Origin of the sequence: Paenibacillus sambharensis, from assembly GCF_003233845.1 — a bacterium.
GTDB classification, from domain to species: domain Bacteria; phylum Bacillota; class Bacilli; order Paenibacillales; family Paenibacillaceae; genus Paenibacillus_I; species Paenibacillus_I sambharensis.
This window is the reverse complement of sequence record NZ_QKRB01000060.1, coordinates 112,659-138,882: the sequence shown is the minus strand read 5'-3', so window position 1 is coordinate 138,882 and position 26,224 is coordinate 112,659. Positions and strand designations below refer to the sequence as shown.

Sequence of the window (26,224 nt, the reverse complement as noted above, 5' to 3'; positions counted from 1 at the left end):
AAATCACCTCATTAGCCAAGTGCTATTATGTACAGGCAGTTCTTATGAGCGGGGTCCAGCCCGAGGAAGCGTTCTACCGTATCCTCATAATATCCGCACAGCAGTGCCGTCTTCTTGGACAAAGCCGTCGCGCACAGCTGTATGTTCTGACCGATGTGTCCCGCTTCAAGTAGAGCTAATTTATACGCAAGTAAACCATATTTCTGCGAGGAATGTTTATAATTAGACACCATGAACATCAATGCCTTCACCTGATATAGCGATTCAGTATTAACATCATCCTTATATGTAGTCATCGGAAAAAACGCTTCCAATTGGTGGTCGTCGATGGGATCGGCTTCCCTAGACAAAACGCTTGAATCGGGATGGAATCTATAGAGCCCATCCTCAATCCCATCAATTCCTCTACTGTAAATATAATGTTCGATCGGGTAAATACCGCCCCCTGAGGGATATGCTCTATGGTTAAGTACATAGTTGTAAGACTCACCCGGTGTAGGAAAAAAAACAATCTCCTTCGCCGCGGTAACACCAAGCGCATGATGTAACAGGCTGAACAAATCAAACTTGGTCCAGTCCGAATTCATCTCACGGAATAGGCTGCTTCTACGTTCAGCGAGGACCTCACTCAGCAGCTTTCTCTCGATGCTGCAGTTCGAATCCATGACATAAACCGTTTCGCCAGAAACCCGTTCACCCATCATATCCTCATCATCCAGATCAAACTGGGAGCGGCTCTTTTGTTTTGCATATAAGACACTGTTCAACTTCATCCGGCTGTGAAATCTGTTTGCTATACCAAAGTTAAAATAATCGCTCTGGAACGCCTTCATAAACCTACTTATCTTCATTATGCACGCCTCTCTACCAACAGTTGACCCAAATAATCGCTGATGAAATATTCGTATACAGGGGGAATGCCTAGCCTATTATTGGTCATATGAATATGCGAGGCCACAATATAATCCATATAGTCATCCTGTACAGAGGATCGAATCGTCTGTAACTCACTTTGTATCTCGGATATAAATCCTTGCACTGACTCGGATGCGAGGAGTATTTGCGACGCTTTCTCTAATGCAACTTCATTCTTGTGCAAAAAATTCATGATTTTTAAATCCTGGCCCCTCCCGTCAACAAAGCTACTCCACATCTCCTTGTAGAAAGTATAATAAGCCTCTGAATTAGAACAATCGTAGGCGCTCCTTAACTGAATAACAAGTTGGCTGGTCAACGCGCAGGAAAATAATAACTTTCGAAAAAACTCACCTTTGGACATATGCAGGAGTTCCACGCACAATTTGCTCGAGCACATAAACATATTTTCATTATGGTCCATTACAGCTTCCCCGCCGTATCGATCATACTCGGGCATGTATTCATAGGAAACGATCTCTCCATCTTCATGCCATGCGAGTTGATTCTTATCCAATTCTTCGCCATCAAACTTATGATTAGCATAATATTCATCCCTAGACCATTGCGTCAAGCTCGGATGAATTGCCATAAACGCCCGAGCCTTGCTCAACAACTCGTCAACTATTAACATTGGGCTTGGGTTCAGCATCCGGACTCGGAGATGCGGCCCCCCCTCCCAATATCGGATAAAGAACCACTTGTTCATGCTGCCCGACACCCGATATCGCTCCAGATGTTCTGCCAAGAGTATCAGCAACTCATCATACTTCGAAACATTGTGATAATAAATATGGTACGCAACCCACATGATATACACATCCTCTCATTTTAAGGGAACGGGTGAGGAAAGTGATTGATCTCTTCTTCTTCGATAGGCGTAGAGGTTCTGCCTGCCTGCACGGGCCCCCACAGCACTCGCTCTTTTACAATCCTTCTGTATTGATGACCGAAACTCATCGTCAGCATTCCGGGCACCAATACTTTAACACAATGGAGACCCGAAACTTGCAGTAACTCACCTGTCAAATCCGCGACATACACATCCTCGTAGTTGTAGAGTACCGCTTCAAGCAGTTGCTCGATGTCATCCTTCAAATCCTGGTTCTGATACCGGCATTCCTTATACCATTCAGGATACAACTCATACAGAGAGCGCTTGCCCTTGCTATTGTCAAACAGAAACTTAAACCGTTCGAGGGCTTCAGGGTGTGAATACAAAAGAACATGATCCTGGAACTCCGTCACTTCTGTGTCATCCCTGAACATTCTCTCCCGTCTCTCCAGCAGCTCAGGCTGAGTGAACACCGTCTCATAAACCGGCATAGAAGTCACAACTTCAATTAAAGCACCCCGTAACGCGTTCTCGGGATTAAAATGAGCACCTGCCGCGCTGTACGTTCTAACAACCGCTTGGTTTTGTTCATTAATAATTATTCCCCAGATACTAGGGATGCGAAGTTCCATTGATATGTCAAAAAAGTGAAGTCGGTATCCTTGAGACTCCAAATAAATCTTAATTTCAAGGATGTCCATAATCCCCGTTGCTTCGAGATCAATTTCCGTTAAGGGCAGTTTGTTGTACCACGCAACGAGGAAATTGTCCCGTTCGATCATCTCAAGCAGTCCATACAGCATAGCTTCATCCTGAGTAGAACCCAGCGCACATCCATTCGAGGTTTCGTATACGAATCGGTTCGTAGATTCCTTGACCAGGTTGTCCCCATAATAAATCATTTGCTCAGGAATCAGAATAGGTCGATTTTCCTTCACAGACCAACCCCAAATCCAATAAAACTCCAAATCATCTGTATATTCGAGAAATGAAAATCCTTTTTGTGTTGTCTGTTCTTTCTGGTGGAGCCCAAGCTTTCGGGGATCGATGGCATTTTCCTTCAATCGCCGATAGGAACCGAAGATCATACTTCGTGATTTCTTACTATTAATATTAGAATATCGTTCAAGCGATTCTAATAGCGCGAACTGCTTGGCTGATTCATAGTTAAAGCTTCGTCCAAAGGCTCGGTCTATATTAAAATGCCTGCCGTAGCTTTCTGTTCCTACAAGAGGTATGTACTTGGACTGCAAATCCTTGTATATATGCTTGTACTTACCGGTTTCCATGTCGACAAGCAGCAACTTAAGCAACTCCGCTTGTGGCACATCTTTTAAACGGTGATTAACGGGGCTGACTTTGCGTCCACCAGCAATAGTGATTGATGCCTTCTCCGGTGAATCTTCTTCTAAGGAACTGCACATCGAGCAATATTCATCTTTCAGTATACGATGTGCTGTAATTTGGAGCGGATACTGTTTAATGGCAAGCACACGATTTGACAGCCTAGAGTTGCCTGTGGCTTGAAGCTCTTGAATGGTGTCCTTTATCTTTAAGTACAACAAATTCGTAAAGTACGCACTCCACGGTAATTCTTGGTACTTGTTTCCGGTCATGTTGTTCATCAGAAGCATCGGGTGCTCTGGATTGTTGACAATCAGAGTATTCTTCATACATTCGGTGCATGGGCTTCCCTTGTGGATTACCGGCCCCAGATAAGCCTGATCCAGAACACACAAACAGCGAATGTAGGTCAACCTATCCTTGCAATGCTTCACCAGTTCCGCTTCAACGTCATATATAAAAAAATCATACATGCCTATCAGTATGGAACCGCTCGGAACACCCCTATAATCCACAATCAACGTATACGTCAAACCATTTGCATCCAACCTGCTGCACAGTCCTTGAATTAGCTGACAACCGTTATCCAGAATATAGATGTCCATAATTCTCCTCCATCTGCAGCTTAACTTTGAAGCACTTGATTCCCGCGTCCTTGAGTAGCAGATTAAAGCGCCACTCTCCGATAACAACTCGGAAGCCCATTTTCTTCACCAAATTGTTGAGCATGTCCATCCACTTATCACCACTAGAAGCTAGCGGGACTAGTCTTGATAAGTCGCAGACATCTTCATACCACTGAAGTTCGATTTCTGGGTCCGCAGCGTCGCAGCCTTCCACATATATTCCTGGGTTCTGGAATACCAGGGAGTAAAGCTGAATTAAGCATTTCTGAACGGCCTGATCAATGACACAGCTGTAGCAGCTGTACACAGAGTTCCTTCGCTTACGGTCATATATCATTACCATCATCATAGAAGTGTCAGCAATTCTATGTATCCTGAGCTCAAATTGTTCGATACGATCATCCTGATATATTCGCTTCATTATTCGGACTAGCACATGATCCAAATCTGCAACCTTCATTTTGGTACGGATAACCCGATCCCTCTCCCCTTGTTCAATTAGCTTGAACACGATCGGCAATACTCCATTCTGAAGAATATCCTGTCTGGATTGCGCAGCGACCCATTGATGCAGTGAATTGCACTCCGGTTCCAAGCCTTCCAGAATGTATGGGATCCCGGCTTTGAATGCCTCAATATATGCCTCTTGGGGAGTACTTCCCCCTATATAGACTCCGATTCTCCTATTCTGGATATGTAACGAAAACTCCCCTAGTTTGAGAGGAACCTGTCTGTGTTCCCCAAGACCATAATAATCAATGTAGTAGGGAACTTGATTTGCAAATCTCTCCAGACAGAATATTGCGGCATGGTAGCTATCCGCTGGCGGAATCTCCACACTCTCGATTGAACGGTATTCTGTTTCTCCATGTTCAAGTTCTGTCGTAATCCATTCCAATCTCTGTATACTCACAGCAGCCTCACTATTAATGAGATATAAGTGAGGGTTGTCTGTAAGATCCCCATCCGCCAATGATATGATCTTACTTACGGCAGCATCCAAGTCTTCGTTTCGGATTTCCCCCATTTCACAACTAGCTTGCGGGAAACAGGCCTCGACTACCTGATAATCGGCAACACTCCCGATAAACAGCAACAGTCCAAGCTCCAAGGAGCGTATGAGACGAATCTGCCGCTCATCTCCTCTATCCGCCGAGTTCGGCAAACACTCATGATTTCCAGAAAGAAGCACGTAAATAACGTACAGATTGTCAGGAACATCCGAATTCCTCTTCACGGTAGCAACCTCATAGCCATACCTCTCGGCCAGTGTCCAACAAACCCCGCTAGCTGAATTCGTTTCTGGAACCACGAATAGAATGCTCCGATCAAGCTGGGAGGGGGGCCTAACTTGCTTCGCGAAGATATGATTCATCTGATCAAGCACTGCCAGTAGCTTTGAATCTGTTGATGTCGCGCTCATTTCTTCCAAACTTGCCGGCCGCTCACTCAGAATTGGAACCTTGTTCTTAAACAACCGGATCATCGGATCATTCGTGATTTTGTAAAATTTGTCCCAGTTTCTGATGTATAGTGCCTGATCTCTTAGAATGACCCACGTCCTATTCGTACTCACATGCTAATCTCCTTTCAACCAAATTCCTGCATGACTTCCTTGTGGTCAATATCGAAATAACTTTCAACTGCTTGTACGACATATTTGCATAGCTTATGCTTACGTAGCGGCGACACGCCATACAAGGGCAGCATCCTGTAAAATGAATTGACTGCAAATCGATACTTCATGAACTGCGTCCCTTGCAGAAAGGCATTGAGATCTTCATTTTTCTGAATATCCTGGTGGAACTCACTCAGTTCTTCTTTGTTCTGCTCAAAAAAACGGTTTAGAGTCTGAAATTCGTTCATTTTCACCTTATCCAATCGGATTGTCTCTCCGTAAACGTCAATCATATGATCAATTAGTTCCTTCCACGCGAGAAGCAGAGACTTGTCCGCTTCCTCGTAATCTTTAAATCCGCTTCGTAAGCTGACAAAATACGAGTCAAATTGCTCCTCGACGAACCTCAGTATGGCAGGCGAATCTTCTTTAAGTTCCTCTAATATTTTTGTGTTGCCTTTGCTTTTAACTTGACTTAAGAATCCCTCATAGTGAGATTTATATGTTAGATAACCATACCTGATGCCTCCTTCCGCGGGATCATTTCCCTTCTCACGGATATCGGTCAGAATTGTCATCAGCTTGACTAAAAAAATTTCTTTCCTATGCTCGTCCAGCGAATGATAGTAGCTGTAAGCATCCAAGAAGTATTCGGTCTTTCTGCTCTCAATCTCAAGATAGATGTCCGTTTCAAAAATACTTTGAATCTGGTTCTCGTCAAACGGTCCCGACTCTACCGTCAAGTGCTTTTTTAACGGTAAATATTCTCCTTTGTAATTCTCAAGAAGCGCAACAGTTGATGTGATTTTAGCTTTCCGTTCATAGTCTACTTCTATCGTGACCTTCTCGTATTCCGTCACGATTTCCCTTATGTATTGAAAAAATTTGTTCCTATCCGTGGTCCCTGATTCATCCGCAAGACTGATAACTTTAAAATGCGGACCGTATACCCACCCCTTTTGGATGATGAATTTCCCTCTGTTGGAAGGATATTTATTCAATAATTGCACGGTCTGCGCCAAGACATGATTCAACATTTCACTATCATATATGTATACTGTCACTTCATAAGTGTTCCTCAATGTCATCATATCTGCTCTCACCTCACTTTATGCTTGTAATGCAGTCATTTCAAATACATATTCCTGAACATGCCCACTGCTACGATCCGATTGATCCGGAAGCACTTCTTCAATCACAATATAAGGATGTCCCTTAACTAACCGAATGAACAGATCAACAAGTATCGGACTTGAAAAATTGACATACTGAGGCTTCTCTGCATTTACATCATTTTGAGCCGCCTCATCATTGCCAGAGAGATAGGGGAATACAAACGCATGGAGCGGTATTCCGTATTGCAACAGGAACTGGATGAGGCACTTATTCATTTCATACCCTTCAAGTTTTACGATCTCCCTCAAATGTTCAGTTTGAATCAGCCAGCGTTCTCGTGACAGAATCAAATTACGATTAAATACAATTCTCGGCACTCTCTTAACAACAAACGGTTCATCATTGCCTATACAATGCTCCAAGACAGCGTATCCTATATCTTTGGTGAAAATTGCATTAAAGGATAGCAGATGCAGACTTGCCGCTACCGAAGGTATAAGCCTAGTCATTAGTGTGCCTAAAAAGGTAACATGAATCCTCTCATTCTCCACGAATAACTCTATTTTCTTAGTGAGAGGATTATATTGGAATTCCAACTGCTCCCAGGAATGGGTTGTTTGAAATGACGTTTCGTCTACATTGCGATTGTTAGGTAACTGGATCGTGCGATCAGTGATTGGAGGCCGTATATTCGCATTGAAGCCGTAACTCAAATAAATATCAGTCATGTTTCTCTTCTTGATTGCATTCTGGATATATGCCTCGACCTCCGGATGAGTCAATGTGTCTGGAAGGTTGCTGATGAAACGCAGGTAAAACACCAAGTACCCCGTATAGAATTGGTTGAGTACAACTTGTTCGGGATGAGCATCTGCCTTCTGAATGAAAAAACTATTCGATTGCTCATGCTTTCTCAATATCTGCGGAAACTGATCTATATAATCCTGGATCGTGTCTTCATCTAGATGGATCTCAGTTTGAGAGAAAATCTCAGTCTTAGTTATTGAATCCAAAAATTTGTTCTTCAGAACGTTTAACGTATCCACTTCGTGAATTCCGTATGAGGTATCATGCTTCCTTAACTGGAGCTGCCATATATCACGATGGGATATAATCTCCTGCAGGACGACATCCAGAATTTCGTCGCCCTGCATACTTACTTTGACTCTCCTTTCTCCAAAATGGTTATGGAATGCCTGAGCAACGATCATTTGCAGTTGAAACGATATATCAAACATCTTGGCAAACTGCTGAAACTTCTCCAAAGATCGTAGAATCAACGCCCAGCGATCGGTGCTCAGCTCAATCCTGTCCCTAGTCATCCCATCCTGATACAATAGCTGCTTCGAATCCATATGCTTTAGCTGCAGGTTATCGCACAATTCAATAAATAACTGCTCGATCTGTCGATAACTCTCATATTGATCTTTTCCTCTGACACGGTCAATCATCACGAGATGATCCTTAATCTTTCGAAGTCCCGACAGCACCTCATTAATTAACGGATTATGCTCCTGTATATCCAGTAACTCGATGGTTGCTATACACTCTTCAACTATGCATTCGGACTGCTGCCTAATATGTGTTTTCGTGACGATAAACTGTCTTTCGTACAGGTTGTCGAACAACGATTCAAGTTTATCATCAGGATACGACATATCCTGAAAAAACCGAAAAAAATCTTCCATACTAAACTCATTACGGTCTTCAAATGTTTCATAGAAAGACTTCAACAAAGCGGAAGCGTTTACAGTAACTAAACTGTCCGTCGTTCTATATATTTTTTTTCTGATTTCCGGCTGGTCAATCAGTACTGTCCAGTAGAACTTTTCATTCAACAGAACCAACGTGTCAGCCAAGCGGTATTTCATTACTTGCTTGAACTCACGCATATTGCGTAGTCTATCAAACAGTCTCAAGATATAAGCCTGATTAAATCGTGTTACTGTAAAGCGGTTGTCGTGATCATATACCTCATAATCCTGCTTTCCTTCGTGCCAATACCCTACTCCTACATAAGTTAATGTACTGAATGGGCTTGTCTTATGTGAGGCTCTTGTCAACACCTTGGCTAAGGTTGAATCCAACTTTCTCAGCTTAGCAGTATGTTCTTGGATCGGTGTTCTGAGATAACCTCTTAATTTATCCATTATAGTTGGATGAATAAATTTAAGCGCGTCGAACAGATCTGGACGTTCGTAAACTGAATCCTGAAGGATGGTTCGATCAGTGATGATCATATCTTCATATTGTTGCTTTAACACCTCTTCCTTCTCCACACTTAAGCAATATGTCCGCAAAAACTGCCGCAAAGCCTTGTCCAGTTCGTATTTGCACCACACTTCATGGTGGCTTTCAATCACATGGACAAGTCTCCTACGCAAATTATGTATATCTCTCTTTAAATTAATCATGAGCTTTCTATCCTCATCGCTCTCAGCATATTTCACCTGCTCTATGATTAACTTTGTAACCAAACTCTTTTCGTTCTCCACAGTTTCCATTGCTCGTCCCAATTCCTGAACGCCTTGATAATAGCTGATGTTGCCCAATCGATAGCTATATGATGCAGGCAGTGCCGTCTGCCTAATCAGAATCATTGGGGACCGTAGTGTTCGCATGAATAGCACTCCTACTCTCATCTTTTATATGGGAAGACTTACTACAACAAACCAAACTCCTTTCCCGAAGACAACATGAACTTTCCGCCTGTCGGCTGTCCCCTGCGTGGAAAACCGCGTCCCAAAATCAGTTATATGATGTCATGTAGATGGACCTTAACCCATCCTAATTAAATTTAAAAAAGCGAAACCCAAGTATGCCGAATATGCTTGTAGCAAGCACAACCACTATGAAGTGATAGTCAGCAAACAGGTTTGTACCATTCCATGCAAACTGCAACAGCTTCACCGCATGTGTCGTCGGAGTCACATACGAAATATACTGCATGAACTCCGGCATCATTTCGATCGGAAACGTAAAACCCCCAAGGAATACTAAGGCGAAATAAACAACCATTGCCATTGATTGAGATGTCTTCGGGTCTTCAAATATACTTCCAATCAACAATCCGAGAAAATAACACATTAAAAAGTTCAAAAATAAAATGGAAAAAAACATAAATAAATTCCGGTCGGTCAAGTCGACTGAGTAAACAGTCACGACTACAATGAGCAAGACGAAAGTTGTCAGTATAGCCATAATCAACTGCACCAAGAAATTTGCAAGAATATAATCAGTCTTTTTGACAGGCGTCAGTCTTAGCCTTTTCAAAAATTTTATTAACCTTGTGTAGGCCATGCCAATGCCTACATTGCCAACTCCAAGAACTGCAATCGACATCATTGTGAACATCGGCAGAGCCAAATCGACAATCGACACTTCTGTTTCCTGAAAGCTCACCATATTACCAATTATTTCTGTCTGCATGACCAAAAAGGCAATTGGCCCCAATATTCCAAATATCAGGATTATCGGCTGTTTCAACAGCAACTTCAGTTCTATTTTGAATAATCCTTTAATCCTGCTTACGTTGGTACCCCGTCCTACCACCGTACTCTGATGTGCCGTCTTTGTTTCAGCTCTCATACCAAGCACCTCTCCGCAAATTGCTGCATCGTCGAACATTCAAATCTCTCCATCAACTCCGCTGGGGTTCCATTTGCAAAAATCACTCCGTCTTTAAGTGCACATACCCTATCACATAAAGTCTCGACTTCATCCATGTAGTGGCTTACCATGAAGATCGTCTTTTTTCTCTCACGGTTCAGCATTTTCAGAAACTTTTGTACTTCTGCTCGGCTGATAGCATCCAAACCAGTCGTCAACTCATCCAATATAACCAAGTCAGGATTGTGAATGAGTGCCAGCAGAATATTTAGCTTTTGCTTCTGCCCCCCTGACAGCGTACCCGTCCCTTGATGATACACTTCCTTCAAATCTAGCAGTTCTAGGAGCTCATCAACTCCTTCACATTTACCCGGGTATATGTGCTGCCAAAGGACACAGATGTCTTTTACTTTCAGTCTTGTATCAAATTCCGCATTCTGCGTCTGAACACCGACATGCTCATACATCCTTTTTTTGTCAAAATCGTAATTTATACTTCCTCCTTCCGCCTTCTTCACCTGACATATGAGATCTACCAGTGTTGATTTGCCGGATCCATTCCTGCCGATCAAGCCTACAAACTCGCCGTTTTTTATAGTCAAGTTTACGCCCTTCAGCACATCCTTAGAGCCATACTTCATTTTCAAATCATTAATATAGATCATATAACGATCATCCCCTCCTAGCTATAGTCATCGTATTGTCCATCCGCCGTCTATCATCAAGTTGTGTCCCGTAACCATCCGGGCTGTTTCTCCATTAAGGAACACAACACCATTCGCCACATCAATCGGAAGCGCATATTTTTGCAACGGGATATTCGCCAACGCTTCCTTCTGAAACCACGAGTTCTCCAACTTGGACCGATTCCTCTCCGTTAACACAAAGGTCGGGGATACACAGTTTACTCTTATACGGTGATGAGCCAATTCCAGCGCAAGAGCTTTAGTAAGTTGGATGATCATTCCTTTACTTACGCAATAAGGTACCCGCTCATAATTAGCAACGACGCCATGTTGAGATGAAATTAATACAATCGACCCTTCAACCTGCTTTTGGATCATGAGTTGAGCCACCTCCTGGGCCAGGAAAAAACTACTCGTGGCATTGATTCTCATGACCTTCTCCCATTCTTCTAATCGCCACTCAAAGAAGTCCTTCATAATATTAATACCTGCAACATGAATCAGACTATTGATCGTATGCCTACCTTTAATCTGATTTATGAAGCTAGAAATAGATCCATCTTGTTCAAAATCTAGTTCATAGACCTCAATGAATCCGTATTCGGGACTTTTCAAGCTCTCGGCATATTGTCTAGCTTCTTGTATCAAATTCAATGTCTCAGTAATAATAATGTTATAGTTGCGACTGTGATAGATTAACCGGATGATCTCTTGGCCAATTTCACTGGCACCTCCTGTAATTAAAGCTGTAAATTCAGCCATCCCCGATGTTCACCAACTCTCCAAAGAATTGCACTAATATATCTATGATATGATCCACTTCTTGATACTCGATAATATATGGCGGCATTATCATTAACCCTGCCGAGTACTTGGAACTGAATGGATAAACCAACAATCCCTTATGTTTCAAGACTAGCATCATCTCCCACACTTCTTCAAAACGAAGTGTTTCCGATTGCTTTTTTATTTCAATCGCAATCATTAATCCGTGAATTCTGATATCCGTAATGATCGGAAATTGCTGTTCCAAAATTTTTAGTTTGCTGCGAAAGTAGATCGATTTCTCCTTAACCACCGTTTCATAGTTCCCCCGCTCCAAAATGTCTAATACTTTTAGAGCAGCCATACAGCAAGCAGGGTTACCGTTTTGTGTCGACAGGTGGGCGAAAGCTTCATGCTCAATGACCACGCTGATCTTTTTGCTCAAAAGCACTGTTCCGAGTGGGAGATACCCACCGCTAAGCCCTTTTGATAAACAAAGTAAGTCCGGTTCGAGTCCCCTATACGATTGATAATTGAAAAGCGGTCCGGTTCGGTATAACCCAGTGGACACTTCATCCAAAGCAAGGATGACATCGTGCTTCAGGCACAGCACCTGCATTCGCTGAAAATATTGTTCCGGAATTGGTATGACTCCTGCCGATCCCAATACGGGTTCAACTATGATCCCACCCAAGCGGTGCCCATTCTCTTCAAAGAAATGTTCAAGAAAAAGGAGATGCTCAAGTAGTGAGTGTCTATCCTTACGAGTAAACGGCACGGGCAAATAGATAAAGCCTTGAAGCATAGGGCCAAGCGGCTCAAAATGCCCCCTTTCCAACCCTGTTGCAGTTAACGATCCATAATACCCGCCATGATACGAAGAATCAAAAACTGCTATGTATTTTTTTTGACGATTGCCCTTGTCGTAATGGTATTTACGAATCAACTTGATCGCCAACTCAATTGATTCCGATCCCGAACACGTAAACATCACCTTATTGAAGTTGCCCCCCGCAGCCGACAGCAATCGATTGGCTAAGCGAATCGTCGTCTCGTTCGTACTGCACCACATGTTGATGAATGGAACCATTCTCATCTGCTCGTAAATCGATGTTATAACTTCTTCGTTCTGGTAACCAAGAATCATATTCCACAATCCGCCCATGGCGTCGATATACTGCTTACCATCCGAGTCATATACATAAATGCGTTCCGCTTTAAGGATATTCGTTAATATATGCTCATCTTTAGAAGCTAAGAATGGGTGAATGATCGGATTATCTATCATCGCTCCTCCATGACTATCATGACATATATATGGGTAACGACAGTTGTAACTTCTTATTTAGTTCATCTAAGATGCGAACGAGTGTGTCTCGATCAATAGGATAATCCCCGCAAATCCATCGCTGGACATCTACGATATTGTCTGTAAAATGGAACGCTTCCAACAAAACGGCAGCAAGACGGTTGATTCTGAAATATTTTAGGGCGTCTTTGTTGTACACGTATTGCTGCTGTCTGAATTCAAATATCAGAAATCGTCTGGAGATATAATGATGTTCGTTGCCTTGAAGGCGAACCCAATGAGTTCGATCAGGAGTTGTAAACATCAATTGTTCATCGCGCTGCGTCTTACCACCAAACGAGTATATAAATGCTTTCATAATATTTTTGACCGCGATATACTCCGAAACATATCGATTATTCCTTCGCAACTCACAGAAGAATTGTTGAATGATGGAATCTTCAAGAAATGTCACACATTTTGAGCACGTATCCCGAACACTACATCCTGCGCAATTTCTTTGAATAAAAGCCTCCTGAAGGACTTTGGTTCTCTCCTTCTCGCTCAAGGGTTTGCTATTGCCCTTGGATGCGTCATAGCATACCGGGGTACCGAAAAACTTCTCATCTATCTTAAAGGAGACGCGAATACCCTCAGTAAAAGTGCACTCACTAGGTCCCCTCCACATACATTCATCTTTTAAAAGGACCTTGGAATCAAGCTCAAGCATCAGGCCGCTTTTCTTGATGTGCCTTACATGCTGATCAAATGAGGAAAAATCCTCCTGCGAAGAAATCGTTAAAAGGATTTCCTGTCTATCCATTTCAGAAGTGTCCCAAACTTCACTGTAGTTCCGATATGAATAAACCGCAAAATGTTTTTTATCTGCTTTGCCCCAGGCACTCATCTCGACTGCATGGCGACCTTCTTCAAGACACACCTTGGTAGTGACTACTCCCTTGAACCCTCCGCCGACAGATTCATGCCAGATGACTCCCGAGTTCACACTCTGTTCCAGTGCATATTGATCCAGTACCCTAGAACTTCTTTCCAAACTTGGTTCTACATAAATATGCTTAATACCGTTATTTCGAGCTTGGTCCGGATATAATCCGGAGACAAAACAACGAAATCCGTTCCAATAGGTTTCAAACGCAGTAAAGTTCTGAGGCTTATTTCTAAGAACGGGATGATAGGAAGGAATTTCAACCAGGTCCGCTCTTATAGATGGAGCATAGCTTTCTATCAACCTCAACAAAGTCTCTGCTACTTGGAGACCTTGCCCCGCCGCTAGAATCACCGTCTTATCGGAAAAGGACCGTTTGATCATTCGCAGCAAATCATAATTTGTTCTGATCGGCTGTTGTTTCATCTTATTAAACACTTCAAACGAATCCTTCAATTCACTTTCGTCGCATAGAAAAGTGCTTATATTGAGTAATCCATTGTCTCCTGGCACTATCGCTAGATATAACTTCCTACAAGTCAATCTAGTCATCTCCTCGGACAACAAGGCAGTTATCCAAATTATTTTAGAAATAAAGAGCCAATGCAACACCAAGGATTGCACCAGCCCCTTACTGATTCACTATGTCTACATTTTATGGAAATATGTGTTACTATAACTAAACCAATTAATTGAAGATTAATGAATAAAGACATTGTTCCGACACTGTCAAAACAAATTTTAATGTCATATCTGTTAATTAACCAGATACTAGGTTAAGAAGGCTCAACAAAAAAAACGTGCTATTCCAACGCTTTAGTCATAGCGATGATCCATTCGACTTGTAGATGATTATGCCCTATCGTTCCGTGAAATGGACGAACGGCATGATCGTGCAAGGGATAATGGACGATTTTGAATGATCATACAGCCATTTTAGGATTACGTAAGTCAGATTGGTCACGACCCGGATTTGATTGTCGTCATTAGATACCTTCTTTTGGATAATCAACAGGCGTGTTTTAATGTAGTAGTTTCTCGGTGAGGCGGTGATCGGAATGGAAAACAGAGATATCCTGACTGGAGTGTTTGATGTTTCTGCTAAGCAGTCTGGCTTTAAGTGCAAGAAGAACAGGATGAGCAAGAAGATGATCCACAAGTAGAGCAAGTGTCACTGCTGGAACTACCACTGGATGCCGCCGTTTCTGGAAGAGCAGTCACGTCATCTAGCTCAATAATTTCGAAAGTAAGATCATCCAATACACTTACCGTTTTAGTATTTTCCACAAAAACCAACCTCCCTCTTAATCTTAAATTCTTGATCTACTACGTGCAACAAGATGAGCAAGAGCATGAGCCGCAAGTAGAACAAGTATCACTGCTAGAACTACCACTGGATGCCGCCGTTTCAGGTAAAGCCGTGATGTCCTCCAGTTCAATGATTTCAAATGACAACTCCTCATCCACCAATGCAGTCATGTTTTTTTCCATATGCTTTCACCTCCTAACATTTCATTTAGGAAATCTCCACTAGCAAAAGTTGACATCTGACAGTTTCCAGTTTAAGTAACTTATTGTAATCTGTCAACCTACTTTTACAAAGATTTGTAGTATCGCTATAAAAGTTTGTCGCGGGCTGGGATAATCTCATGAGATATACTCTGGGAAAATGTCACTATGAGCAGATCTAACTTGCCGATGACCTTAACCAAGCCAAGCTCACCCGCAACATAGACATACCAATGTAGCTCGATGCGCACTTCATGTTACAAGCCGTCATTGGCGATACTAGTAATTAATCATGCTACTAGTAACAATGTTCTGCTTTGATGAAAATTGTGATGATAATTAACTTCCTAATCAGTGCGGAACATCAGAGCCTTTCAAAAAACTCTTTTTCTCGCCAAACACCCATAGAAAGCGCACCTTCGCTCTTGACTTTGAGGGCGGACTTTCTTGCTGATTTGTTCCTAATTCCCATATTTTTGAGTTTTACCTCGTAAAAAACAGAATACCGGGTTATTATGCACGTACGTACACTAGCGTTGTATAAAACTTTGGCAGACAATTCAGACAATTAGTTTCTTCCATTAAAACCAAAAGGTCGAGCAGCCATTAAAGGTAGTCCTGTACATTTGGTGATTTATGTATAATCACTTGGCTTTTGCATCACACAACGCATTTCGGGCCAGCTTGGTTACGTGGGTTCTAACTGTCTTCGTCCTGCCGACTTGCGGCTCGGTTTTCGCTTCATCCGCCCGATCCCCTGTGCATAAAGCTTCCAAATCAGAGCTTTCAGCCATCTCTGGATCTGCAGACGGGAGTTCGCTACATTCGCGTCCAGTTTGGACAGCATAAGCAGGCAAAAAGCAATAAGTGTCAGCCAAACCTGGTTGTGCATGGCCTGTTCGCTTGTTCCATAGAAATGCTTAATCTTCAGATGCTGCTTCATCCATTTGAAGAAGGTCTCAATGGCCCAGCGGCTGCGGTACATCTCACTGATTTCGTCGCAAGACAGATCGAAACGGTTGGTGAGCAGAATGAGCAAATTGTCTTGGGAGTCGGTGGTTTCCACCATCCGAAGCTTGTGCTTCATCCGCTTTTATCCGGAACCGACCAGCACAGCACCCATTCATCCATGGTGACCTTGCTGCCCTCTGGAATTTCAAGCGATTGGAGCGGTTCAATCACCGCGTTCTCCTTCAAGCGAGTCACGAAGTATATCCCGTCCGAGCAGTAGCGATCAAATATCCTGTAGTCCACATATCCGCGGTCAAACACATACGTGATCCCTTCTTCGTCGATGAGATCGTCCATCTGTGTCCGGTCATTTTTCCTGGCTGTCGTAATGGTCGCCTTCTCTGGCAGGGCCTCATGAGCATCTGCAAAAGCAAGTCGCAGGTGAAGTTTTATCCCGGCCTTTGTCTTTCGAAAGTCGGCCCACTTGTACCGCTGCAAGCAAAGGGCAACGGTGGTCGAGTCGATAATCCGAAGTGCTTTGCGGTCTGCAAACGAACAGCCATGCTTGGACAAAATCTGCTTCGCCAGCCGCTCGAAAATCTGCTGGAGCAGGTCCGGATCTACCCGACTATGCTTGCGGCATAACTGCGCTGCAGAGATCGATTCCAAGCCCAATTCCCGCTGAAATTCCTTACTCAGAACGTCGTCGGCAATCTCTCGCAGCCCTTCGCGCTGCTGCAGCTGAGCATGCAAGAATAACTTGACGTAGGCGAGGGTGGTAAGCTTCTTTACATACTTGTCCTGACCGGATTTCGCTATCTGGTTTTTGAACATTTTTGAACAAATTGGCGAAAGCCATTTACCAAATGTAGAAAATAGGGTATCCTTTTCCATGCGCTATCCTTTCAGTGGATTATGGACAGGGACTACCTTCCGTTTTCATTGTAAAGGATTTTTTTATGCTCTAAAAGCCCGATAACTGAAAGTTTTGAAGATTTTGGTAATATTAATGCAACGCTAGTGCTTCCCCAACAAAGTGCTAATAACATAGTAACTCCAAGTTATGTAGACGGATATGGTCCATACACTCCTTTAGCAGCACAAGCTCAAGGAGTTGCTGCTGTAAGAACTGCAGGGCTTTATATGACTGAGTCTCAATTAGCTTCAAGACTAGTAACATTAGGAGCAGCAGCACAACTGGACGGTCCTTTGCCAGTAGCAGATTTTGTTTAGTTTTAGGTGTAGCAGTATTGGGAAGTTATATTGCAGGTAAATTGATACAAAACCAAAGAGTAACTCAGCTCCTGAGCACCCGCAGCAGTACGGCCGCTGCCTCCGCCCGGGTGGTAAACGCATGCGGTTCAAATCTCCCACCGCTGCGGCCCTCCATAATCCCGTGCTGCTGAGCGGCAGCGGATGCGTTCTTCGCCCACGCTGGAATGCTCGCAGCGTCCAGGAAATCTGGCTGGCTATCGCCTGCTTCCGCCAGCTGCCATGCGCGGACAACCATCGCTGTCATCTCCGCTCTCGTAACAGGCTCATCCGGCCGGAAGGTGCCATCCGGATAGCCACCAGCAATTCCCATTTCGGCAGCAGCGGACACATAAGGCTGTGCCCAGTCCTTAATGGAGTTGTCATCCTTGAATGACACCTTGCCCGCCCGAGGTGTATCCGCCCCGCCAAGTGAACGCATCAGCATAACGATAAATTCAGCACGAGTTACGGATTTATTCGGCTGATAAGTACCATCCGGATAACCCGAGACGATCCCCTTGGCTGCGGCTTCCCTGATCAGCGCTTCCGCCCAGTGGCCTGCCGTATCACGGAAGACGTGCTCAGGCTGAGAACCCGGCGATGACTCAGGCTGCGGCTGTTCGTCTGCAGGCTGGACCTTATCGGGGACTGCAAACACAGCAAATTTAGTAAAATGATCCACTTTTGCCACATACTTAGTCCCCTCTGCCTGGCCCTCTACCTCTATCCATTTCCTGGACTCTTCATCATAGTAGAACAGGCCGGCTCTCTGCCCCTCTTGCAGTTCATCTGCCCGGAAAGCAAAGTGCAGTGTGACTGGCTGCTTAAACGCACGATCCGGGTTCCTAAGCAATTCGAACACAGGACTTATCAGCTTCATAGAATCAGGAATGATGATTCCGGGCGGCAGGCTGATTTTCTCAATAGAAAGAATGAAATCGCCATCCTTGGCAGCTTCCGGTACCTCAATACGCACCTCATGGCCATAGCTTATCGTACAGGATACGCCCACACATGCTGAGGAAACCAGGTTCGGATTAGAGGGTGCGTAGCTTACAGTTCCTGATCCAGAGCCTGATCCTGAGCCTGTACCAGGGCCAGCTTCGGCTGCCTGCACGTTAACGGGGATTTCCGCCTCATAGCCCTGATAAGAAGCCGTTATTAATGCACGGCCCGGAGAACGGCCCGTCACAAGCCCGTTAGCCTGTACATCGGCAATCTTCGTATCAGAAGACCGATAGACAGCTGACTCTCTGTCAATCATCTGACGGCTGCCATCCGAATATACCGCAGACACAACCGTCTGGTAGGTCTCGCCAATTTTCAGCTGGTAGGATGAAGCTTCGGCTTCAATCCCTGTCATGGTCATCGCCGGTGCTTCCGGTGCTTCCGGCTCTTCCGGTGTTTCCGGAGCTTCCGGTACTTGCGGCTGTTCCCCCAGGATAACCCGTACCGATGGCAGCACATCTAACCAGCCCATTGTCCCTTCCGGCAGCCTTGGTATGCCTGTAAATTGATACTCGCCCGGCTTGCTCGGATTATAGACCGGTTCCTCGTTCTCCCAGATTACTACATCTACCATCAATCGCCCGCCGTCGGCAAACGTCACTTCCGCCTGCTCGGGCAAGGGAAGCTCGGACAGCGGCGTCCCGTACGGGACATCAATATCCGGCAGAGCGCTAAAGGATTCCACCACTCTGTAGCTGACCCGGACAAGAACAGACGCCTTCAGATTCATCGGATTGCTTACCCCCGCCGGCATCTCCACTTCCCCGGTGAAATTATAGAACCCAGACCTTAGCGGGTTATAGACCGGCGATCCCTGATCCCATTGCACCGGCACATGCACGGTCGATCCATCACTCAGCTTGACATCTACGGAGGCAGGAAGCTCTGCAGCCGATAATGGAGCTCCGTATCCGACCAAAATCTCCCTAAGAGGCAGAATGCTGGCTGCTGTAAGCGGGTTTTGGGTAAATGTATAGGAGGCCGGGACGCCTGCTTCAAATCCGGCTGCCGGGTCCCGTTTATACCGGACCAGCACTACCTGATCACCCGGGAACAAAGGCTCCGCCGCCGGGTTGTACGCTTGGTATGCAGCGCCTCCATCAAGCGAATATTCCATGCGGGTATCCAGGCCGTATAACCGGTTCAGGTTATCATCGATCGAGAGTCCATTCGGCTCGCCAACCCACAGACTGTATAAGCTGCCTTGGTTCGTCCCCCCGGCCAGCCGAAAGCTGCCGTCTGGAAGCTGCAAAGCGGTATGCAGATTTCCTGTGCCCGGAAGATCCTTTTCCCACTGCTTGACGCCATTCTCATCCGTCTTTACGACAAAGCCTGTCTGGTTGTTGTTCCCCCCCGCAATCAGATAGCCGCCGTCTGCTGTTGCTATGACATCGGAACCCAGCTGAGCTCCGGGCCTGTCGTATATGTTCAGCCAATCCGTATCGCCATTAAGATTCATTCGAAGGAACAGCATATTCTGCACCCCGCCAGAACTCCCCATCACATTCCCTGTCACAATATATCCGCTGTTCTGTCTGTCATAACGGATGCCTTGCAAGGTAGTGTAACGAAATTCTGAGGTTCCGTCCCCTTCGGTTGCGACGATTTCCTTCTCCCAGTCAACCATCAAGGAAGCGGTCAGCTTCTGTATGAAACCCTTTGTGACCATTCCATCCCCAGTCGTCCCGACCAGTATCATGCCGCCATCCGAAGCAGGAAGCGCATCATATACGTACTGCCGCCCAGGCTTTACGAAGGTATGCGCGATACTGCTGCTCGCATTTTTGGTTACAATTACCACATCGCCGCTATTACCAGTCGTGTAGCCTGCAATCATGAAGCTTCCGTCCGCAAGCTCACGGATTCCCAATGCTCTCCCGCCCGGAACTTTCTCTTCCAGCCACACGATATTGAACCCGCTGTCTAGTTCCCCATAGAGCATCTGGTCATCTCGTGTACCGGCAAACAGATACGTCCCTCTGGAGGTTTCCCGTACATAGTGGATAGCCGGCAATCCACTTCCTATAAAGTCCGTCCGTATCCTTTGCGAATGATCGCTCCCGATCATCGAGATAAAAGCAGCCCCGGACAAGTCTGCAACCTGATAGCCTCCAGATGCAATATAACCTCCATTAGCGAGAGGCTGATAATCCAGGTATGCTCCCTCATACGGGGAAACCTGCTGACTCCCGGTCAAACGGTCCGCTGCTCCCGCCGGTACGGCATACGCGGTTAGCAGTATCGCTATAATAAGCGTCCATATTATTTTCTTTTGATAAATTAGTCTCGCCTTCAACCTTCAACCCCTGCCTTCCGCACAATGAACAAATATTAGTATGCAAGAATTGTATATTAATTTTGTCACACTGAACAGCCCGCAACCGAATATAATAGAACATTGTTGATCACGTTGTAGGGCTCCGACAGTTAACGCGTACCACCAAGAACCCCGGCCGTTCATCAGGGAACGGGCCGGGGTTCGATAACCGCAGCTGTTCATTATTCAGGGGTCTGAGCCAATCATCTTCCAGATGGTTAGTTCATGGTTCTAGCAGCTTAGATCGCGGAGAAACCTTGAACCAATTATCTGAACCAATTTGGGCTAAGATCCGTTCCTTATCGGTAGTATTCTGGAAAGCCTCGCTATACTTAAATTCCTTAATATAATCATTTCCCTCCGAATCAATGATGTACATATAGTATTCAGCGGTCGAGGTGCCGTTCATTTCATAATCATACTGAAAAATATAAATACGATCGATATTCTCTACTAAAGGAAGTGCAGCAGCAACACTACTTCCCTTCCAGTCGTTCACATGCTTTAGAATTCTCTCATCACTCTGCACCGAAAATAATTCGGGCTGTGATTTATTTGATCCCGACTTATAAATTGATATATAAGCTATTGTAGGAATCTGCTTAGTTTCACTTAAACTTGATTCGCTTTCAGTGAAATTCGAATGAGTACTTGCGGGTTGGTTTTGGGTCTTAACCCCGGAACAAGCTGTTAATGTTGAAACTAGAATATATGTAATTAATAAGACTTTCGACACTTTCATAAAATAACCCCCAAAATAAAATCAGGTAAAAAAAGGAATTAGTAGAGTTGTATATAATTACCAGTATAGTGAATTATAACATATAAAAGGAAGGTGTATCATGGTTTGTGCTGATTTATTATGTAACCAGCAGCGGAATGACATATTTTAAGGGTGACACAATAAATGCAGCATCATCAATTGCTAGTAGTGCGAAGAGTGAGGGAATCAACCCTAAAGTTATTCCCACCACTTTACAAAAAGAATCATCACTGGTTTCAGCAAAGCCTGGGGATGTATCTTATTCTAGTCGGCGTTTCTATTACGCTATGGGCTATGGTGCTGCTGATAGCGGAGACGATTATACAAAAGCTGGTTTTAACATTCAGGTTTCTGGGGGCACAGCCACTTTGAAAAAACGTTATAATGAAGCTCCAGCAACTGGGTATCCTAGAAAGTTACCTGATGGCACTGTTACTAGTATTAACTTTGGCAAGACAGTAACATCAAATGGTGTAACTTATAACAATTATGTCTGGGTAAAAAATAAAGCTACCTATTCTTTATATAGATATACTCCTCATACAATAGATACAGGTCTATTGCCCGCTATAGGGGGCGGAAACTACCTCTTTGTCAGCATCGCTAAAGGCTGGTGGGGTTCGACATTGTGGAATTAAGATTGGGTAATGCAGTATAATTACAATCCTTCTAAAATTTAATAAGCGGTTCCCTGAATGGGACCGCTTATTTTTTTAGCTCACCGGGGTATCAGCTCATTATTTCGAGTCAGAACTCTCTAAAGCTATTGAAGCTGCTATCTAAACTTGGAACTACATGAACATACAAGTTATCCAGCTACTATTTTCTTTTTAATAACTCTTTTGCACTCGTAAGCTAATTGTTATTTACTGAACAAGAAACCGGTTCAAACAAATCGCCCCATGCTGACGGACCTGAATGATATAACTGCGGGTTCCGATCGTCTTCTCGATAAACTGGGCGTATGCCCGTGCTTCTTCTACTGGCAGTATGGTCAGAATGACGCCTGCGAATCCTCCGCCATGCACACGGCAGGCTCCTGTGCCGAGCTTCTGCAGATAATTCTCCGTAATTGCAAGCGCAACCGTAATGCCCTGATGGCGCACATCCGACTCCCGGTAGCAGTTCTGCAGCCACTTCCAGGAGGAGTTGCCGGACTCCTTGATCAGCTCAAGAAACCGGATCATATTACCCTGCTCCAGTGCCTGCGCCTCTTCATCCACCCGGTCATTCTCCGCGAAGAAATGCAGCGCCCGCAGCACCGCCCGGTCTCCGCACCGCTCCCTGAGTGCTTCCATATTGCGATATACATCCTCCGGTGTCAGGCCGCGCAGCATATCCCTGCCGAGCATCTGCGCCACCTCCCGCATCTCACCCGGCACCGCCGCGTAGTCCTCCGTCAGGTCGGCGTGGTTGCCGCCTGTGCTCACGATAACCAGCGAATAGCCGCTGCCGCGAAAATCATACGGAACCCCTGTCACCGCTGGCTGTGCGGGGTCTTCAAAATCAATGGCGACCAGCCCGCCATAAGCGCAGGCCATCTGGTCGAGCAGACCGGACGGCTTGTTCCAGAAGCGGTTCTCGGCATATTTTCCAATCTGGGACATGGCCACCGCATCCAGCGCGCCTTCATTATAGAAGGCACTCAGGATCGAGCAGACCAGCATCTCGAAGGACGCAGAGGAGCTGAGGCCTGACGCAGACAGCACATTGCTGGTCACATAGGCGTTGAAGCCGCCGATCTTATAACCCGCCTCTACGCAGCCTGCCGCTATGCCGCGAATGAGGGAACAGGTAGGTGATTCGCCCGCGGCCGGTTCAAGCTGTCTCAGGTCAACCTCGCATTTGCCTGGATAACCCTCCGAGATGATCGTGATCACCGGCTCTTCCACCCTGCCCGCTGCCGCGATCGTATCCAGATTGATGCTGGCCGCCAGCACCTTACCGTGATTATGGTCGGTATGATTGCCGCCGATCTCGCTGCGACCCGGCGCGCTGAACAGTGCCACCTCGCCGCTGCCGTAATGCTCCTGGTACGTATCAAGCAGCCCGCTGTACCGGGTTAGCTGCTCCTGCAGCTGATCCTCCCCGTACAGCTCGGTCATGAATGCCGCTGCATGTTGGCCTTCCAGCAGCTCCCTCGTTTGCTCAATTGTTAACATTGTTGCTCCTCCCCATTCGTTAGCCGTAATCCTATCGTCCCTTCGGGAATATAGGGGTCATATACCTAAGTTGAACTGTTATGTCACTTCAGGATGATCCGATACACCGGCACAGCGGTTACGCTGTGGATGCCTGCAGCCGCTTGGGTGCTGCCGGATTGCGCTTCGACTTCGGCAAGCGGTACTCCACCCCGACAAGGCGTCGCTTCCAAGATCAGCTCGCCGCCTGCAAGCTCAAGCGATTCTCTGAATCGCGCAAGTCCGATTTCCCATGGGTCACCGTTCCAGAAGTGATCATGCATCAGCCTGCCCTGCGTAAATGCATAGCCCACATTCCCGGTATAATCAATCTTCAGCAGCACATCCTCCAGACCGTCCGGCATGCCGTCCTCCAGATAGACCGCTGTCTTCAACGGGCGAAGCGGCTTGACGGTCATGCCGACCCGCTGCTCTGGCACCGTTACACGGCAGGTTTGGAACCAGCCATCCCGCTCGGCGGACAGGGAACCGCTACCTTCCAGCACATAGGGAGCTGCCCGACCATCCGAATGATCTTCGACATGATCTTCCGCATGATCGTTCGCGTGATCATTCGTATATTCACGGAACGTGAATTCATGCTGCCCGCAGCTGTGAAAGACAAGCCTGTCACCGTCAGCCGCAACCGGCACCTCCGAGAACAGCACACGCTTGCGGCCGCCTGTTTCGAGCAGCCACATGGTGCACGCTTCCCGGTACGGCATCACATAGACCCGGATCGGCTTCTTGCTGCCTGTTCGGCGGATGGTGATGCTGCCGGAATGCTGATGCGGTACGGTAACGCGGCAGCATTTTCCATCCTGGTCATAGTCAACTCTACTTTCGCCGCCTTCCACTGCCTCGATCCCCTCCGCTTCCCACACGAGTTCGCCGTCGATTCCTTCCGGCATGACGAAGAAGCAGGTGGAGTCGTGCTCCGACTCCAGCATCGTAACCAGCTGTGCTGTGGCGTGGCGGAGCCGCAAACCCGACAGCTCCATGCGCAGCGGCAGCACGAACGACGCTCTCGGCGGAACCGTCAGCGAGCCGGAGGCCGGAAGCCGCAGCGTCTCAGCGCCAAGCTCAATGCTGAACCGCACGTCCCGGTGCTCACGCATCTTCACATGATCCTGGTAATTGTTCACGAACAGGAACCCCGATTCCCCATCCGTACGGGCTGCATAACGCAAGGTATCCGTGTCGTCCGGCTCCAGCTTCCCCGCTCCGTCCGGCAGTACAGCCGCCATCGGAGCGAGCTGTCTGCCGAAGGACTGCAGGAAATAATGCAGCAGGCGCAGCGGATGATTGGACGGCCTCACCTGCCCGAACTCTCCGATCGGCGCCTGGAAGTCGTAGGTGATTTTCGGCGTTGTGCTTTCATTCAGATAGCCTGACTCCGTGACCGGATTCGTGCCTCCGTGGAACATGTAGTAACCGACGAAGTTGCAGCCTCCGGCGATTTTCACCAGACTCATCGCTGCGGCGCTCTCCGGGTCCACCTGGAATCTTGCGCCGTACCAGGCCTGCATGCCCCCGCCCATCTCGCAGCAGGCATACGGATACTTTGACTTCGGATAAGGCGGGTTGTACTCGCCCTTCGCCCCATCCTCATGATAACTCTCGAACAGATACTCCCGTGTCGGCTCCTGTTCCTTGCCAGTACCATTGTTGAACCAAGGCGTGTAGGCGTAGCCGCCGTATAGAGGCAGCACCTCATCCTCCAGGACAGGGGCCCCGCCCCAGCCTGTGCTTGTGTAGATAGGCGCTTCCAAGCCCGCTTCCAGCGCAAGCTCCTTCAGCCGCCGTATATGCTCCGCGCCGCCAGTGCCGCCGCTTATATATTCGTCCCCCTGCTTCGCCGTCAGCTCCCAGAGCGCAGCGGAGGCTTGAAATTCATTTTCCAGCTGGATGCCGATCACCGGGCCGCCGTCCTTGAACATCAGCCCTGCGGATTGCCGTCCAATCTCATCGTACAGCCTGCCTACATACTGCATGTAACCGTTATCATTGGAACGAACCTCAAATGACCGTCCGAACAGCCAATCCGGGAGCCCGCCATTGCGCACTTCGCCGTGGCAGAATGGTCCAACTCGCAGCATCACATAGAGACCGCTCTGGCCGCACAGCTCAATGAACCGCCTAACATTGCGGTTACCTTCCCAGCACCAATCGTCTTCCCGCTCCTCATGATGATTCCAGAATATATACGTCGCCACAATGGTAATGCCCGATGCCTTCACCTTGGCAAGTTCAGCCTGCCAGTGCTCCTCTGGATAACGTGAATAATGGAATTCGCCGCAGATGCCGAAGCAAGGCTGCCCGTTCAGCTCCATGTAGTAGTTTGTGAATGAGATTTCGTCTCCTTCGGGGCTTCGCCCGCCAAGCTTCAGAGAGGAACGGTATATGGCCTTCGGCGGCACATTGGCGTTCAACCTATACTGCATAGCTGATGCACCTCCTGATAAAAAGATAGCAAGCCAGGCACTGCGTCCCG

The 26,224-nt window shown here is 46.3% G+C and carries 20 protein-coding genes; 1 reads left to right on the top strand and 19 read right to left on the bottom strand.

Annotated features, from left to right (window positions below; translation table 11 throughout):
* Positions 1 to 11: 11 nt before the first annotated feature.
* The 17 genes from DNH61_RS25230 to DNH61_RS25155 form a co-directional block, all read right to left on the bottom strand.
* Positions 12 to 851, bottom strand: coding sequence for a SagB family peptide dehydrogenase (locus DNH61_RS25230; RefSeq protein ID WP_111149727.1), 840 nt, complete (start codon positions 849 to 851; stop codon positions 12 to 14).
* Positions 851 to 1,726 (bottom strand): thiopeptide-type bacteriocin biosynthesis protein, encoded by an 876-nt coding sequence (locus tag DNH61_RS25225; protein ID WP_111149726.1) that lies wholly within the window; start codon positions 1,724 to 1,726, stop codon positions 851 to 853. Before DNH61_RS25225 ends, DNH61_RS25230 begins: the two co-directional genes overlap by 1 nt.
* A 20-nt stretch (positions 1,727 to 1,746) precedes the next feature.
* Positions 1,747 to 3,699 (bottom strand): TOMM precursor leader peptide-binding protein, encoded by a 1,953-nt coding sequence (locus DNH61_RS25220; RefSeq protein WP_111149725.1) that lies wholly within the window; start codon positions 3,697 to 3,699, stop codon positions 1,747 to 1,749.
* A complete protein-coding gene (locus DNH61_RS25215; RefSeq protein ID WP_111149724.1) occupies positions 3,677 to 5,296 on the bottom strand; it encodes a hypothetical protein in 1,620 nt (539 codons plus the stop codon). Before DNH61_RS25215 ends, DNH61_RS25220 begins: the two co-directional genes overlap by 23 nt.
* Positions 5,297 to 5,310: 14 nt before the next feature.
* On the bottom strand, positions 5,311 to 6,429 hold the full coding sequence (locus tag DNH61_RS25210; protein ID WP_111149723.1) for a hypothetical protein: 1,119 nt from the start codon (positions 6,427 to 6,429) through the stop codon (positions 5,311 to 5,313).
* An 18-nt stretch (positions 6,430 to 6,447) separates the two neighbouring features.
* Positions 6,448 to 9,075 (bottom strand): lantibiotic dehydratase, encoded by a 2,628-nt coding sequence (locus tag DNH61_RS25205; protein ID WP_181438875.1) that lies wholly within the window; start codon positions 9,073 to 9,075, stop codon positions 6,448 to 6,450.
* A gap of 166 nt (positions 9,076 to 9,241) precedes the next feature.
* Entirely contained in the window at positions 9,242 to 10,081 is an 840-nt protein-coding gene (locus tag DNH61_RS25200) for an ABC transporter permease (protein ID WP_111149721.1), read from the bottom strand.
* Positions 10,039 to 10,728 carry an ABC transporter ATP-binding protein gene (locus tag DNH61_RS25195; RefSeq protein WP_111149720.1) on the bottom strand — a complete coding sequence of 230 codons (690 nt, stop codon included), beginning with the start codon at positions 10,726 to 10,728 and terminating at the stop codon, positions 10,039 to 10,041. Before DNH61_RS25195 ends, DNH61_RS25200 begins: the two co-directional genes overlap by 43 nt.
* Before the next feature lie 27 nt (positions 10,729 to 10,755).
* On the bottom strand, positions 10,756 to 11,511 hold the full coding sequence (locus tag DNH61_RS25190; protein WP_111149719.1) for an SDR family NAD(P)-dependent oxidoreductase: 756 nt from the start codon (positions 11,509 to 11,511) through the stop codon (positions 10,756 to 10,758).
* Complete coding sequence (locus tag DNH61_RS25185; RefSeq protein ID WP_111149718.1) at positions 11,504 to 12,802, bottom strand: aminotransferase family protein; 1,299 nt, start codon at positions 12,800 to 12,802, stop codon at positions 11,504 to 11,506. The genes DNH61_RS25190 and DNH61_RS25185 overlap by 8 nt, the downstream gene beginning before the upstream one ends.
* Before the next feature lie 16 nt (positions 12,803 to 12,818).
* Positions 12,819 to 14,174 (bottom strand): hypothetical protein, encoded by a 1,356-nt coding sequence (locus DNH61_RS25180; RefSeq protein WP_146241156.1) that lies wholly within the window; start codon positions 14,172 to 14,174, stop codon positions 12,819 to 12,821.
* Positions 14,175 to 14,864: 690 nt separating this feature from the next.
* Positions 14,865 to 14,969 (bottom strand): thiopeptide-type bacteriocin, encoded by a 105-nt coding sequence (locus DNH61_RS26900; RefSeq protein ID WP_245948332.1) that lies wholly within the window; start codon positions 14,967 to 14,969, stop codon positions 14,865 to 14,867.
* A gap of 105 nt (positions 14,970 to 15,074) precedes the next feature.
* Positions 15,075 to 15,239, bottom strand: coding sequence for a thiazolylpeptide-type bacteriocin (locus DNH61_RS25170; protein ID WP_111149715.1), 165 nt, complete (start codon positions 15,237 to 15,239; stop codon positions 15,075 to 15,077).
* 706 nt (positions 15,240 to 15,945) lie between these two features.
* Positions 15,946 to 16,344 carry a transposase gene (locus DNH61_RS27090; RefSeq protein WP_281272437.1) on the bottom strand — a complete coding sequence of 133 codons (399 nt, stop codon included), beginning with the start codon at positions 16,342 to 16,344 and terminating at the stop codon, positions 15,946 to 15,948.
* Positions 16,341 to 17,102 carry an IS4 family transposase gene (locus tag DNH61_RS27085; protein WP_281272436.1) on the bottom strand — a complete coding sequence of 254 codons (762 nt, stop codon included), beginning with the start codon at positions 17,100 to 17,102 and terminating at the stop codon, positions 16,341 to 16,343. The genes DNH61_RS27090 and DNH61_RS27085 overlap by 4 nt, the downstream gene beginning before the upstream one ends.
* A gap of 403 nt (positions 17,103 to 17,505) precedes the next feature.
* Positions 17,506 to 20,766 (bottom strand): S-layer homology domain-containing protein, encoded by a 3,261-nt coding sequence (locus tag DNH61_RS25160; RefSeq protein ID WP_111149714.1) that lies wholly within the window; start codon positions 20,764 to 20,766, stop codon positions 17,506 to 17,508.
* 244 nt (positions 20,767 to 21,010) lie between these two features.
* Positions 21,011 to 21,529 (bottom strand): hypothetical protein, encoded by a 519-nt coding sequence (locus DNH61_RS25155; protein WP_111149713.1) that lies wholly within the window; start codon positions 21,527 to 21,529, stop codon positions 21,011 to 21,013.
* A 107-nt stretch (positions 21,530 to 21,636) separates the two neighbouring features.
* On the opposite strand from DNH61_RS25155, the gene DNH61_RS25150 reads away from it, so the two are divergent.
* Positions 21,637 to 22,188: a hypothetical protein gene (locus tag DNH61_RS25150; RefSeq protein WP_245948323.1), complete on the top strand. Its 552-nt coding sequence runs from the start codon at positions 21,637 to 21,639 to the stop codon at positions 22,186 to 22,188.
* A gap of 228 nt (positions 22,189 to 22,416) precedes the next feature.
* Here DNH61_RS25150 and DNH61_RS25145 read toward each other — a convergent pair whose 3' ends face one another.
* Entirely contained in the window at positions 22,417 to 23,712 is a 1,296-nt protein-coding gene (locus tag DNH61_RS25145) for a galactokinase (RefSeq protein ID WP_111149712.1), read from the bottom strand.
* Positions 23,713 to 23,795: 83 nt separating this feature from the next.
* Positions 23,796 to 26,174: a beta-galactosidase gene (locus DNH61_RS25140; protein ID WP_111149711.1), complete on the bottom strand. Its 2,379-nt coding sequence runs from the start codon at positions 26,172 to 26,174 to the stop codon at positions 23,796 to 23,798.
* Positions 26,175 to 26,224: the final 50 nt, after the last annotated feature.

Excerpts from the sequence above, each read along its gene's own strand:
- DNH61_RS25180 (WP_146241156.1), bottom strand. The coding sequence starts at position 14,174 with ATGAAACAACAGCCGATCAGAACAAATTATGATTTGCTGCGAATGATC.
- DNH61_RS25205 (WP_181438875.1), bottom strand. The coding sequence starts at position 9,075 with ATGCGAACACTACGGTCCCCAATGATTCTGATTAGGCAGACGGCACTG.
- DNH61_RS25145 (WP_111149712.1), bottom strand. The coding sequence starts at position 23,712 with ATGTTAACAATTGAGCAAACGAGGGAGCTGCTGGAAGGCCAACATGCA.
- DNH61_RS25220 (WP_111149725.1), bottom strand. The coding sequence starts at position 3,699 with ATGGACATCTATATTCTGGATAACGGTTGTCAGCTAATTCAAGGACTG.
- DNH61_RS25170 (WP_111149715.1), bottom strand. The coding sequence starts at position 15,239 with ATGGAAAAAAACATGACTGCATTGGTGGATGAGGAGTTGTCATTTGAA.
- DNH61_RS25190 (WP_111149719.1), bottom strand. The coding sequence starts at position 11,511 with ATGGCTGAATTTACAGCTTTAATTACAGGAGGTGCCAGTGAAATTGGC.
- DNH61_RS25185 (WP_111149718.1), bottom strand. The coding sequence starts at position 12,802 with ATGATAGATAATCCGATCATTCACCCATTCTTAGCTTCTAAAGATGAG.
- DNH61_RS27090 (WP_281272437.1), bottom strand. The coding sequence starts at position 16,344 with ATGAAGCACAAGCTTCGGATGGTGGAAACCACCGACTCCCAAGACAAT.
- DNH61_RS25140 (WP_111149711.1), bottom strand. The coding sequence starts at position 26,174 with ATGCAGTATAGGTTGAACGCCAATGTGCCGCCGAAGGCCATATACCGT.
- DNH61_RS25230 (WP_111149727.1), bottom strand. The coding sequence starts at position 851 with ATGAAGATAAGTAGGTTTATGAAGGCGTTCCAGAGCGATTATTTTAAC.
- DNH61_RS27085 (WP_281272436.1), bottom strand. The coding sequence starts at position 17,102 with ATGGAAAAGGATACCCTATTTTCTACATTTGGTAAATGGCTTTCGCCA.
- DNH61_RS25200 (WP_111149721.1), bottom strand. The coding sequence starts at position 10,081 with ATGTTCGACGATGCAGCAATTTGCGGAGAGGTGCTTGGTATGAGAGCT.
- DNH61_RS25195 (WP_111149720.1), bottom strand. The coding sequence starts at position 10,728 with ATGATCTATATTAATGATTTGAAAATGAAGTATGGCTCTAAGGATGTG.
- DNH61_RS25210 (WP_111149723.1), bottom strand. The coding sequence starts at position 6,429 with ATGATGACATTGAGGAACACTTATGAAGTGACAGTATACATATATGAT.
- DNH61_RS25225 (WP_111149726.1), bottom strand. The coding sequence starts at position 1,726 with ATGTGGGTTGCGTACCATATTTATTATCACAATGTTTCGAAGTATGAT.
- DNH61_RS25155 (WP_111149713.1), bottom strand. The coding sequence starts at position 21,529 with ATGAAAGTGTCGAAAGTCTTATTAATTACATATATTCTAGTTTCAACA.